This window comes from Paenibacillus sp. FSL K6-4396 (assembly GCF_038002525.1).
In the GTDB taxonomy this organism is placed as follows: domain Bacteria; phylum Bacillota; class Bacilli; order Paenibacillales; family Paenibacillaceae; genus Paenibacillus; species Paenibacillus amylolyticus_B.
Genome location: NZ_JBBOCR010000001.1, coordinates 1,190,260 through 1,203,356 on the forward strand (window position 1 = coordinate 1,190,260; position 13,097 = coordinate 1,203,356).

12 protein-coding genes are annotated in these 13,097 nt (G+C 46.5%); 7 read left to right on the forward strand and 5 right to left on the reverse strand.

Annotation, left to right across the window (positions count from 1 at the left end):
- The first annotated feature begins 6 nt into the window (after positions 1–6).
- A complete protein-coding gene (locus tag MHB85_RS05290) occupies positions 7–762 on the forward strand; it encodes an amino acid ABC transporter ATP-binding protein (RefSeq protein WP_192132802.1) in 756 nt (251 codons plus the stop codon).
- 84 nt (positions 763–846) lie between these two features.
- On the opposite strand, the gene MHB85_RS05295 is transcribed toward MHB85_RS05290, so the two are convergent.
- Positions 847–1,059: a hypothetical protein gene (locus tag MHB85_RS05295; RefSeq protein ID WP_192132804.1), complete on the reverse strand. Its 213-nt coding sequence runs from the start codon at positions 1,057–1,059 to the stop codon at positions 847–849.
- A gap of 274 nt (positions 1,060–1,333) precedes the next feature.
- Here MHB85_RS05295 and MHB85_RS05300 point away from each other — a divergent pair, with 274 nt between their 5' ends.
- Positions 1,334–1,675, forward strand: a complete 342-nt coding sequence (locus tag MHB85_RS05300) for a DUF4190 domain-containing protein (protein ID WP_341072572.1) — start codon at positions 1,334–1,336, stop codon at positions 1,673–1,675.
- 105 nt (positions 1,676–1,780) lie between these two features.
- On the opposite strand, the gene MHB85_RS05305 is transcribed toward MHB85_RS05300, so the two are convergent.
- The 4 genes from MHB85_RS05305 to MHB85_RS05320 all read right to left on the reverse strand — a co-directional run bounded on the left by MHB85_RS05305 (position 1,781) and on the right by MHB85_RS05320 (position 7,489).
- Positions 1,781–3,967 (reverse strand): YhgE/Pip domain-containing protein, encoded by a 2,187-nt coding sequence (locus MHB85_RS05305; RefSeq protein WP_341074200.1) that lies wholly within the window; start codon positions 3,965–3,967, stop codon positions 1,781–1,783.
- 77 nt (positions 3,968–4,044) lie between these two features.
- A complete protein-coding gene (locus tag MHB85_RS05310) occupies positions 4,045–4,623 on the reverse strand; it encodes a TetR/AcrR family transcriptional regulator (protein ID WP_091015747.1) in 579 nt (192 codons plus the stop codon).
- Positions 4,624–4,939: 316 nt separating this feature from the next.
- Positions 4,940–5,428: a hypothetical protein gene (locus MHB85_RS05315; RefSeq protein WP_076319415.1), complete on the reverse strand. Its 489-nt coding sequence runs from the start codon at positions 5,426–5,428 to the stop codon at positions 4,940–4,942.
- Between the two features lie 324 nt (positions 5,429–5,752).
- Positions 5,753–7,489 carry a methyl-accepting chemotaxis protein gene (locus MHB85_RS05320; RefSeq protein WP_341074201.1) on the reverse strand — a complete coding sequence of 579 codons (1,737 nt, stop codon included), beginning with the start codon at positions 7,487–7,489 and terminating at the stop codon, positions 5,753–5,755.
- 583 nt (positions 7,490–8,072) lie between these two features.
- Here MHB85_RS05320 and MHB85_RS05325 point away from each other — a divergent pair.
- From MHB85_RS05325 to MHB85_RS05345, 5 genes are read left to right on the forward strand one after another with little or no spacing between them, the layout of a single operon-like run.
- Positions 8,073–8,282 (forward strand): tautomerase family protein, encoded by a 210-nt coding sequence (locus tag MHB85_RS05325; RefSeq protein ID WP_091015745.1) that lies wholly within the window; start codon positions 8,073–8,075, stop codon positions 8,280–8,282.
- 56 nt (positions 8,283–8,338) lie between these two features.
- The gene (locus MHB85_RS05330) at positions 8,339–9,256 is read left to right on the forward strand and encodes an ABC transporter permease (RefSeq protein ID WP_197997778.1); all 918 of its coding nucleotides are present in this window, start codon (positions 8,339–8,341) and stop codon (positions 9,254–9,256) included.
- A 12-nt stretch (positions 9,257–9,268) separates the two neighbouring features.
- The gene (locus MHB85_RS05335; RefSeq protein ID WP_074093756.1) at positions 9,269–10,147 is read left to right on the forward strand and encodes a carbohydrate ABC transporter permease; all 879 of its coding nucleotides are present in this window, start codon (positions 9,269–9,271) and stop codon (positions 10,145–10,147) included.
- A gap of 42 nt (positions 10,148–10,189) precedes the next feature.
- A complete protein-coding gene (locus tag MHB85_RS05340; RefSeq protein WP_192132811.1) occupies positions 10,190–11,227 on the forward strand; it encodes a response regulator transcription factor in 1,038 nt (345 codons plus the stop codon).
- Complete coding sequence (locus MHB85_RS05345; RefSeq protein ID WP_341072574.1) at positions 11,224–13,062, forward strand: cache domain-containing sensor histidine kinase; 1,839 nt, start codon at positions 11,224–11,226, stop codon at positions 13,060–13,062. Before MHB85_RS05340 ends, MHB85_RS05345 begins: the two co-directional genes overlap by 4 nt.
- Positions 13,063–13,097: the final 35 nt, after the last annotated feature.

The following is a 13,097-nucleotide window of genomic DNA, read 5'->3' on the forward strand; positions in this document are numbered from 1 at the left end:
CTGCATATGACACATATAATAGAAGTAAATCAATTGAGAAAATCATTCGGCACACTTGATGTACTGAAACAGGTATCTTTCAACGTGGAACCAGGCGAAGTAATTGCCGTCATCGGACCTTCGGGTTCGGGGAAAAGTACGATGCTGCGCAGCCTGATTCATCTGGAGGATATTTCGGGCGGAACAATTCGTATTCAGGATCAGACGTTGGTTGATAATGGCCGTTACGCGGGTGCCGCAGATATTCGCAAGATGACGGATCGTATGGGTATGGTGTTCCAGCATTTCAATTTGTTCCCGCATCTAACTGTACAAGATAATCTGGAACTTGCACCGAAAACCTTGAAAAAAGAAAACTCCAGCGTCATAAGGTATCGTAGTCTGGAATTACTCGGCAAAGTTGGGCTGTCGGACAAGGCCGATGTCTACCCTGGTAATCTGTCCGGTGGACAGAAACAGCGTGTAGCTATTGCCCGCGCACTGATGATGCAACCGGATATCCTCCTGTTTGATGAGCCAACGTCGGCACTCGATCCCGAACTGACGGGAGAGGTGCTGCGTGTCATCAAACAGCTTGCGCAGGAGAACATGACCATGATGATCGTCACGCATGAGATGGGCTTTGCCCGTGACGTTGCGGATCGTGTATTTTTCATGGATAACGGGGAGATTGCAGAGGCGGGACCGCCAGAACAGATCTTCGGCAATCCAAAGCTTGCGCGTACCCGGACATTTTTGCAGCGGGTGGAAGTGGAAGGATAAAAGGCATTCCAATCTAAGAAATATATAAAGAACGCAATCCTATGAGTAATAAGGGATTGCGTTCTTTTTTTTGAAAGTAATAGCTTATGTCCACAGGTATATGTTCCAGATCATCAATACCAGGGTCAACACGATATAAGTTACTACATTCCAATGTGTTCGAAATCGATAAGTGGTATAACTCATGATTCCAAACATAACAATACTAAAACATAATACAGCCACATTATTCCGATAAAAAGCAATAAGTACAAGCATCACAATCATAAGTATATTCATGACTTTATCGATTTTCATCGTAGTGATCCCCCAAAGATATTCAGAAAAGTATTACGACTATAATAATATCTATATGTTAGAGGTATTCTTGATTTGTATCATCACACGGATAAACGGTTCTTAAATTCATATCCTTGAAGTACAATTTATAAGCTTATGGATGTAGATAGGTGTCCGGGGATGATGGGAATAAAATAAATTTATTATCAATTTATAATTAACACAATATGGATATTGTTTTTCCTATTAATCGATTATAATGAACGTACTTAAAGAACAGGGAGGATTTACCTTGGAACATCGCGAAAATGATGTAGATCGTTATTATAACGACACATTTCCACCACCGCCTTATGTAGTACCAAAGACCAATAGTAAGTCGATTGTATCACTAGTTTTGGGGATTCTGTCCGTCACGATTCCTTATGTGGGAATTTTAATCGGCATCGCCGCGATTATATTTGCATCTTTGGCCTTCAAAGAGATCAGAGTTCGCATGGAGCAAGGCAGAGGATTAGCCATTGCTGGACTTGTTTGTGGAATCATCGGTACAGCCATTTATGTATTACTTATTTTGCTCGTGCTATTGTTTAATTTCGCTATCTCAAGTTCTGAAATTTACTCTACATACTAAGATTGTATCTCTAACTAAAAAAGCAAAGGCGTACCTTAGCCAACACCTCTGTTGTCCAGAAGAGTGTGTGGCATCGGTACACGCCTTTGCTTTTTATATTCCTTTTTACAGGTGAATTGCGACTTCACTGCTGACGTTTTCGTTCTCCGTGGTCCGGTGCATCAGGAAGTACGTTAAAGTTCCTGCCAGACCCATTAGAGCGAAGATGCACAGAATACCGATCTGATCCCAAGCCACGCCGAACTGTCCGCTTGAGATAACTGCTTTATAACCTGTTACCGAATAGGTCATAGGCAGCCATGGATTAAACACCTTCAACCAGTTTGGAATCAGTTCGAGCGGGAAAGTGCCCGCACTGGTGGTGAGCTGGAAGATCAGCATCAGAATGGCGAGGAATCGTCCCGGATTTTCCAGCCAAGTCACCAAAGCCTGAATGATGTACATGAAGCTTAGACTGGTCACAAAGCTGAACAAGAGGAACAACGGAACGCTCTGAACTTCCAGACCCAAGCTGTACAATACGAGCCATGAAGCAAGCAGGGATTGCACAGCACTCATGAGTGTGAAAGCCAGCGTTTTGCTCACAAAACGATTCCAGCCACTTGCCTCGCTAACCGTGCTGCCGCGAGTTGGCACAACCAAAGTGGCAATCAATGCCCCGACAAACAGCCCCAGTGACAGGAAGTATGGCGAGAATCCTGTACCATAATTGGGTACCTCATTATATTTATGCTCATCGACCTGAACAGGCTCTGCATACATGGTTACCAGTTCATCGGTCTTTTTCACACTAGCCGTCTGCTCAGCCGCTTCATTGAGCTTAGTGGCAAGTTCGCCAGAGCCGTCGGTTAATTTGAGCGTACCCTCTTTTAACTGACCTGCACCGTCATCCAGCTTATGTGAGCCATCTGCAAGGGTTGTGATTCCATCTGTAAGTTGGCTTACACCCGCAACCAACTTGCCTGCACCCGCATTCAATTGACCTGAACCGTCCGCAAGTTTGGCTCCTCCAGACGCTGCTTCGGATAATTTGGAATTGAATTGCTGTAGTCCCGTCGCAAGCTTTTCATGTCCGGCGGATAATTGCGTGGCACCTTGTACGAGTTGTTGTTCACCCTGTACCAACTGGCTGCTGCCTTGATGCAGTTGCTGCTGTGCAGCGTACAGGTTTTGACTGCCTGCGACCAATTGTTGCCCGCCCTGATACACCTGCTCGCTACCAGCGGCAACTGCCTGACTTGCTGCCAGGAGCTGCTTCATAGCTGGACTTGCGGCCAGTTCTGGACTCGCTTCGGCTAATTGGGCAAGACCTTGCGCAACCGCTTTTGCCCCCTCGCTAACTTTGCCACTGCCCACAACAGAACTTTGCAGCCCAGTGGTCAGCTTAGCACTGCCTTCCTCGGAAGCCGCCAGTCCTGCATCCAGTTTGGCTGCGCCTTCCTGAGCAGATTGAAGGCCAGCTTGTAACTGTTTGCTGCCTGTTTCGGCCTGGGTTGCTCCATCACTCAGCTTCGTGCCTGCTGCTGCGAGTTGGGACAGCCCACTGGAAAGGGCACTCGCGCCCGTATGAAGATCACGTGTGCCTTGGGCGAGAGTGGACGCACCTTCTTTTAACGGAACTATGCCGGTTTCCAGCTTGTCGGTGCCAGCGGCCAGTTTGGACAGGTTCTCTTTTAATGTAGCAGTACCGTCATCCAGCTTGATCGCACCATCATGAATCTGACCTGCGCCATCCCCTGCATCCGCCAAACCGCCTGAGATTTTTTCGACCTGATCCAATAGCGTTTCCGTATACGATTCTGTGACTTTTGCAGCAACTTTGGATCGAATTTGTTTAACCGCCGTGCCACCGATCTGACCCGCGAGGAAGTTGTATCCTTCATTGGGTTCATAGATCAGGTCAGCCGGCTCGGGGTGCTCATCCATCAGGGTTGTTGCTTTGGTGGAAAAGTCCTCCGGAATCACAATCGTCATATAATACATGTTGTCTTGCATGCCTTGTTCTGCTTGTTCACGAGTCACGAATTGCCAGTCGAAATCATCACTTTTTTTCAATTCATCGACGAGATTCTGACCGACCTCCAGTGATTTGTCATTGTAGACTGCGCCCTGATCCGTGTTGACCACGGCTACAGGTAATTCATTCATTTTGCCATAGGGGTCCCAGAATGCATTCAGGAACAGGCCACTATACAATACCGGAATGAACAGTACAACGAGAATCGGAATAAATACTTTTGGTTTCTTGAAGGCGGACTTCAGATCCTGCCCAAATACGTGGAATGATTTCATCATGTTCTCTCCCCATCCTTACGCTAATCCGTTTGTTCTATCTCTATTATGTTTTGAATCTATTGGCATGCCTTTCTCTAGGTGGGGGATAAGCCATTCTTGAGAAAGAGGCCCACAAAATCCTTGATCTGATCTTTGTGCAACGTAGGATGCGCTTTGTTCCAATCTGAGGTTAAGGTGACATACAGCTTCAGCAGGACAAAAGAAACCAACTTGGGATCATCCCTCCGAATCTGTTCTAACTCCATGGCACGGCTGACCTGACGCTCCAGATATTCGAGAATGGCTGTCTCCACTTTTTGCAAACCTTCCTTGGCTTGCGGAGTACCGAACTCGTTAACCTCCTGAAAGAGCTTGATCAACAGCTCATGTTCCTCCCGGTACTCCAGCAAAGAATCCATACTCATATGCACGTTATCCAGAAAGGAGTTTTCTTCCTTCACGGTCTGCTCTGTAATCTGTCTCATGTCCGTAATGATTGAACGCAGAATCTCGCTGAACAGTTCTTCTTTATTTTCGAAAAAAGTATAGATCGTTCCCTTGCCCACATTGGCAAGTCTCGCAACCTGCTCCATCGTTGTGGCCTTGTAACCAAACAGGGCAAAGGATTTCTCAGCAGAATCCATCACCTGTTGCCTTCGATCTATGGTTTTCATGGTATATTCACCTCCTTATAGGTTGAAAGGATAATGGGTAAGGCAAATCCTTTAGTGACCATTTTACTATTATGGTCAGTTGGTCGTTAACAACTGTAGCACTTGAACAGGGAAGATGGATGTGATCTTTGTCATGGTATGGATGGGGGGCGGACAGCGGATCAAGAGGGCAGGGGATTATTTCTCAAAATAAAATGTTAAAAATAAAAGGCATGTGTGATAACCATATTATTGGTCATCACACATGCCTTTGTGGACATAGCAAATATGTTAGATGTCTTGTTATCTTTAATGTTCACGGGTCAAATAGGATGAATTAATCGTGTATTCCTCCACCTGTGTTAGTAGCCCAGACAGGATACCATCCTTTAGCTATATTCTTTGTATTATAGAGAACTAGATTTCCATCATTTTGCATGATTAGCAGGTCGCCCACAAGATTTTCAGGTACATTTCCCGGGCCATACCACGCATTGGCCCACGCCTGATTGTCGGATGTCCAGTAGGGAGTATTGCTATAGTCCGTCAATTTCAGTCTTCCGTTATATTGATCTATAACAAGCATAACAACTCTGCGTTCCTTGAGATTGGTGCTCCAGATCAAAGTTTTTTTCTTTACATTTCTCAACTCAACGTCACCTTGCACATTGAAATTGAATAGATATCTAGAATTGTCCGATAATAACCTTGTTGTAAAGGTCATATTCTCAGAAACCGTAAGTCTTTCTTGGAACGCAAATGTTGTTGAGGAAAAAGGGAGAAGTAGTAGGAACATAGCTAAACTGAGCAAAAATGTCTTTTTCATGATATCCTCTTTTCTGGTTTTATTTGCTAAATGTAGAGTAACTATATCATAGTAAAGTTTTAAAACATATTATTATTTCCATAAATAAAAATAAATTGAATTTATAGAAAATGAAACTTTCAACTCATGCTCTGCGTCAAAAATCTAAGAGCCAGAATCCAGCAATTATGAAATACTGTCTGTTAAATGATACCGGGAAGTATAAAACTAGAACCTACCCACCTACCCTGGTAACAACAAAAAAACCAAGGCTTTGAGTGAAGTCACTCATGAGCCTTGGTTTTTTTACTGTGTCTTATTACTTTTATATATATCCTACTAATTCTATTCTGCGCGTACTTTAAAGAATGAGATCAGTTCTTGCAGTTGCTCGGAGACAACCGAGAGCTCATCGGAGGCACTCACAATGGCTGCCATGGAGGCTTCCTGCTCATCAATGGACTGCTCAATTTGTTTACTGCTGTTTGCTGCCTTGCTGACATTGGCAGACAGTTCATCGGCCGTGGCAGACATTTCTTGTGTGCTTGCCGAGATCTCTTCGGTAGAACTGGAGATATCCTGAATCTGGTTTGCAACTTTATTCGTAGCAGTCAGAATATTCTCGAAGAATACGCCAGTCTCTTGGGTAACTTCCAAGCCTTTGGTGACTTCCTTGGAACCCAACTGCATCGCCTCGGAAGATTGCATGATATCCCGTTGAATTTCTTCAATCAACTGTCGAATTTGCTTCGCTGATTCCTGTGATTGCTCTGCCAGGTTACGTACCTCCCCTGCAACCACCGCAAAACCTCTTCCTTCTTCACCTGCGCGGGCTGCCTCAATGGAAGCATTAAGGGCCAGCAAGTTGGTTTGTCCAGCAATTTCCGTGATTACGTTAACAATGTTGCTAATCTGGTTCGAGTTATTTTCCAAAGACTGAATCGAGTTTGACGTATTTTGCACCGCACCTGAGATCAGGCGCATCTGCTCAATGACTTGTTGCATTACCACATTACCTGTGCTGGAGCGCTGCTCCATGCTAAGTGCTTCATCTGCCACATCGGCTGAGCTGCTGGCGATCGTCTGCACTACCGTTGACATCTCTGTCATGGCACGTGCGTTCTCCACAGTGGCTTTGTCTTGTGACACCAGTCCAGTAGATATTTCTCGAATATTGGTGCTGATGGATTGAATGTTCACATTATTTTTCTCGGAAATGCCCAGTAGTTGTTTGGAAGATTCCGAGAGGTGATGCGAAGTATTCTGTACTTTATAGATGGTTGTATTGAATCGATCGATCATCGCATTAAACTTTTCATTGATGATACCCAGATCATCTCGCCCGGTATCGATGGTTACGTCCAGATTACCCGTGCTGACTTCTTCGATACCTTTCATCAGATTGCGGATCGGAAGTAACGTTCTTTTCAGCAAAATGAATTGCAACACCATAAACAGGATCAGGAAACCGATCAGGAACATCAAACCGTACGTAAGCAGTTTGTTCAGGCCTTTTGGAACGGCACTTGCATCTACATCGAAGTAAAGAGCGGCGTACATGGAGCCATCTGCGTTATTAATCGGATAGATCAGAGTAGTCCAAGTTCCGTAGTCATCAGTGTAGAAATCACTGAAGGCCGGCTTTCCGTCCTTTTTCATCTGTTCCAGCACCACAACGTTATTCTGAGGCAGTGGGTACATGGCACCTGCGGGCAGATTGTCCTGCTCGAATGGTTCCAACAGGTTCGTTGGAATCGCGATGATGGACGTTCCGTTTCCTTGCTCGAGTTCTGAACCAAAAATGTACGCTTGCGCGATGTTTGGATAGAATTCATGGATGGAATCGAGATAAGTTTTCATTTCCAGCTGTACAGGACCGGCGTAGCTTTTTTCCTTAGCTGCTTCTGCCACTTTGGCAGTGTCGAGATCATCGTACCATTTCTGGGTGATGACGGTAGCCTGGTCGTGCAACTGTTCAACCAAGATATTTTTTTGCAATTGATACGCGGCAGTAATCAGGATTACACCGATCAACATGATGCTGCCAAATGAAATCACCAAATTTTTGATAAAGAAAGGCATGGTACTCCAGCGAAGCTTATTAAACAAGATGGTTCACTCCTTCTACAAATATGAAAATGCACTATACCTGGATGGGATGCTATACGCTATGTAATCTAACGAATATTTAGTGGGAAAATGCTATCGTACAACTTCTATAATTCTGATTTTTGCTGTGGTTACGTGACATTCTCTCATGCTTGAGTGTGCTTTTTGCATTGTTACAAGTTCTACTTCACTTATAGGACCCCCAGGTAAGTTACTTCGTAGAATATATCGTTATAAAGTCATATTAATATTAGCTTTTGGAGCAAAAATGGTTCTAAGGTACTGGTTCTGTGGGCGTGTTTTTCACTTTCGATCTTTATTATTACGTTTGTTAATGCAAGGTTCTAGTGAGATAGATGAAATTAATTACTATATATCCCAAAAATATTATGTTCTAAGAGGTCCCCATTCGTAAGGGGGCTTTTTGAGCTTGCTTGTCATGACCTAAAGAAAACACAAGTGAACGAAAAGACAGTCCATTGTTGCCCTTTCGCAGGAACGCTAAGATGAAGTTGTTAAAGCGTTTACATCACGTAATGAAGGGAGCTTAAATCGGATGCCAGAAATTACGATCAGATTGTATGAAGGCAGGACGGATGAGCAAAAGCAGGAGATAGTGGAGGTGTTCACACGTGAGCTCTCGCGTATTATCGACCGTGAGCCGGATTACATTTCCATCGAATTCAATGAAATCCCATGGGACGAGAACGTTCCTGATAACTTGAGAAGTGCGCAATCACAGAAGCAGGGAGGGGAGAAGACGTGAAGCCGGCAGATATCGTGCCACCAAGCCGGGGGGCAACCGGACTTCACTCTTCTGGTCTGGGCGTTCGGCTCGGAGATGCGGGACGTTATCTGTGGCGATACCGGATACTATATCTGCTCTCCTTACCGGGTATCCTGTATTTTTTCCTCTTCAAATATGTACCTTTATTCGGTTCAGTGATTGCCTTTCAGAACTACAACATTTTCAAAGGCATCACCGGCAGTGATTGGGTAGGGTTGGAGCATTTCCAGAAGATGTTCAGCCATTATGACTTTTTGCGAATTCTCAATAATACACTTCTGCTCGGACTATATGATCTGGTGATTGCATTCCCGGTACCGATCTTACTGGCCATTCTGCTAAATGAAGTACGGATGATTGTGTTTAAACGGTTGCTGCAAACGATTGTATACATGCCTCACTTTCTATCCTGGGTTGTTATTAGCGGGATCTTCATGGGCATTTTCTCGATGGACGCCGGGGTGGTCAACAAGGCACTTGGGTTTCTGGGGATGCAACCAATCTACTTCCTTGGAGAAGACTCGTACATTCGTTCCATTCTGATTGGTTCCGGCATCTGGCGTGACTCTGGGTATGGAACGATTATTTTCCTGGCAGCCATTGCGGGCATCAATCCCGATCTGTATGAGGCGGCAGAGGTGGACGGAGCCGGGCGTTTGAAGCAAATATGGTCGATTACCCTTCCATCCTTGCTGCCAACGATTATGATTCTGCTGCTGCTGCACATCGGAAAGTTCCTCGATCTGGGTTTTGAGCGTGTGTTTGTGTTCCTGAATCCGCTCAATCTGGAATCGGGTGAAATTCTGGATACGTATATCTACAAAGCTGGACTTCTCTCACAACAATACAGTTATACTACGGCCATCGGATTGTTCAAGTCGGTCGTGGGCTTGATGCTTATTCTACTCGGTAACTTTTTCAGCAAAAAAACAACCGGCGAAAGCCTGTATTAGGAGGCGAGATGGATGCGTACTCCCAGTGTCCGTTACCGTATATTTCGCATTGGCAATCTCGTTTTTCTTACGCTGCTCTCGTTGACGATGATTCTGCCTTTCATTAATGTGCTGGCCCAATCACTTAGCAGCTCGGAAGCGATCATGGGCGGAAAGGTCAGCTTCTGGCCTGTAGCTTTTACCTGGATCAATTACGAATATGTATTCGGCGATGCTGCCTTCTGGCGGGCCTTTGCGGTATCAGTTGGGGTAACGTTAGTTGGTACGCTGGTCAATCTCGCCGCAACGGCATCACTCGCGTATCCCGTGTCCCGTCCAGAGTACAAGGGTCGCTCTCTTGTTGTCATGTTTGTCCTGGTGACCGTCGTATTCTCGGCGCCGCTCATTCCGAACTTTATCCTGATGAAGGAGCTGCATCTGGTCAACAATCCACTGGTGCTGATTGTGCCAGGAGCGATTAACGCCTTTAACTTTTTCGTCATGCGTTCGTTCTTCTCCCAGCTACCGGGTGAATTGATCGATGCCGCCCGCATCGATGGCTGTGGGGAGTTTGGCATCATCTGGCGTATCGTTATTCCATTGTCCAAACCGGCCATGGCATCACTCGGCATTTTCTATGCGGTGGGACACTGGAATGCGTATTCCACCGCGCTTTATTATCTGAATGATCCGGCCTGGTGGCCGATCCAGGTAACACTCAAGAAGCTATTTGAGAGTGACGATATTTCCGTCGATCCGGGTTCTGCCGTCTATAGCACCCTTGCACATACATCGCCGGAAGGCATCAAAATGGCGACCATCATCATCGCCACCTTGCCAATCATTATCATATACCCTTTCCTGCAAAAGCATTTTGTAAAAGGAATCATGGTCGGCTCCGTCAAATCTTAACTACAAGCAGCATACAGATCTGACGGAAACGGGGGAATGGCGATGTTCAGAATCTTGATTACGGACGATGAACCGATGATTCGGATGGGTCTGGCGAAGATGATTGAGCAAGCAGGACTGTTTGATTGTGAGATTCGGCAGGCGGCGCATGGGGAAGAGGCCCTTCAGGTGGTGAAAGACTTTCGGCCACACATCCTGTTCACGGATATTCGCATGCCAACGATGGATGGCATTGAGTTGTGCCGACGTTTATCCGAGCAAGGCAGTACGATGCGCATTATTGTAGTCTCCGGTTATTCAGACTTTGAATATGCAAGAGCCTGTATGGATTATGGGGTAAAACGATATCTGCTCAAGCCAGTGGGACGACAGGAGCTTCATGAACTGTTGCTCAAATTGCTGGCATCCGAAGAGGATAAACCTACGGTATCCCTTGTACCCGTGAGGGAGCTGAATGATTGGGCCATGCGTCTGGAAGACGCTATATGGGAGTTAAGGCAATCCGATGTGACGGAACTGCTCGCAGCATGGTCGAATCGTTATCCGGCATATGCCCTGATGCCTGAGCAGACAGCAGAACTTTTTCAGGAATTGCTGGAATTGATTGTGGCCCGCATGAACGCCCGTGGCAACGGAACGATGAGTACGTCCAGTGAGATAATTGTAAGCGCTTCCTCAAAAGAGTGCTTCGAGGCTCTGGGCAACGAAATCCAGACGTTGATGAATAGGATCAAGGAAAAGCGGAGTGGCAAGCGCAAGCATCCGGTGGAAGAAGCAAAGGCTTATCTGGAGCAGCATTTGCGCCGGGAAGTTTCACTGGACGAGATTGCTTCCAAGCTTGGACTGAACCCATCCTACTTCAGCCAACTGTTTAAACAGACGACAGGTCAGACCTTTATCCAATACCGAATACGCAGCAAAATGGAACTGGCCAAACGCATGCTGGAACAACCGGGCAACCGGATTACGGATATATCCTACGAGGTGGGGTATGCGGATCATCCCCATTTTACCAAGACATTTAAGAAAATTACCGGACTGACCCCGTCCGAATATCGCAGTAAGTTGGGCATTGAATGATGAAGCGAAGCCTGTCGATCCGCTTGTTCTTTCATTTTGCCATCGTAATTACGTTGTCGCTGTCTGCCATTGGCTTGTTTACCTATACCTATGCTTCAACTGAGATGAACGATCAGCTGGCGGACAACATCGCGCAAACGATGCGTAATACGGCGTACCAGACCGATCTGTATTTGCAAAATTATGATCGTGCGACCTACTCCATCCTCTCGAACGGAAGTGTGAAGCATTTCCTCGATATGAATTCGGAGGATAGTTATGCCTATTACGAGTACAGCCGTCAGATTAAAAGGAACGTGTTCCCGCCTGTATTTATGTTATATCCACAGATCAAGTTCCTGTATGTTATCGGGGAGAACGGGCGGGTTGTCATCGATGACAACCAGAATTCAGCGGGCATACCCGATATCGATGCTGCACAACAGTATAAGGAGCTGCTCGCTGCAACTCCTGCGAATGGCGAATCGACGTTGCTCACCCGCAGTATTCGCAGTGGACAGAGTTCGAATGTCATTACGATTGCACGCCGGATCAGGGGGATGTCCTCCTATACACCAAATGGAGTGCTGGCGATGGAAGTGAATGTGCTGGAGCTTGACAACATCTGGGGAGAACTCGATCTCGGTCAAGGGGGCTATCAGTATGTGATGGATCAGAACGGAAATGTCATCTACACTCCTGGGGACGAGGAGGCGCAGACCGTGATGTCGTCCAGCACCGTGGACAGACTTATGCACATGGAGGCAGGGTCTCTGGAACAGAACACGGATGGTACCAAGCGGCTGTTTATATCGGAGCTGTCTGCCTATTCGGGCTGGCGCTTTGTTGCTTCCGTGCCGCTGTCGGAGCTTCAAAGGCCGATTGCAACGATCCGCTCAGCCACATTATGGGTTGGTGCAGGGACCTTGCTGGCTGCGCTTGTTGTGGCCTACCGGATCGGAGCATCTCAAGTGGAACCTATTCGGGTGCTGATGAACGGAATGAGACAGACGGAGAAGGGAATCTGGAACAAGGTGGAGATGAGGGAAAGGCGCGATGAGATCGGAGTGCTGATCCGCAGCTATAATCTGATGGTCAGCCGTTTGTCGGACATGATTGAGAGTGTATATGAGTCGGAGCTGCGCCGCCAGAAGTCGGAAATTGAGCTACAGCAGGAGGCGTTGGAACGACACCGTGCGGAATTTCAGGCGCTCCAGTTGCAGATCAATCCGCATTTTCTCTACAACACGCTGGAGACGATCAAATGTTATGCCGTTGTACAGGACTCCGAAGAAATTGCACAGATGGTGGAATCGATGGCCCATATGCTCCGTTATTCCATTCAGACCAATCTGGAGGAAATCACGGTTGCGAATGAACTGAAACATGTGCTGGCCTACCTTTCCATCATGAAACATCGCATGGATCGGGAGCTTGAAGTGGAGGTCATCATTGCACCGGATCTGTTGCTGGAAAAAATGGTTCGACTCACCCTTCAGCCCCTGGTGGAGAATGTGTTGCAACATGCGTTTCCACAGGGCATGGAACCGGGTCATTATATCCGCATCGATGCTCGGCGCCTGGAAGATCGCTTCCTTGTGATCGTGCAGGATAACGGCATGGGCATGAACGAGGAACGCCTGAAGAAGCTGCGTGACCGTCTGGAATTGAATCGTCTGGCAGGGGAAGATTCCGATGATGTCTACCATCGTGGAGGCATTGGTCTTATGAATGTCCATCGACGGATTCAACTGGTATTTGGAGAAACGTATGGCTTGATGATTGAGAGTGAGCGAGGCTTGGGAACGACCATTACGATGGCACTTCCGGCGGATCAGCACAGCAAGCGAATTTAAAGTAATTGAAACCAATAACAGGGAGGAAGATCAAA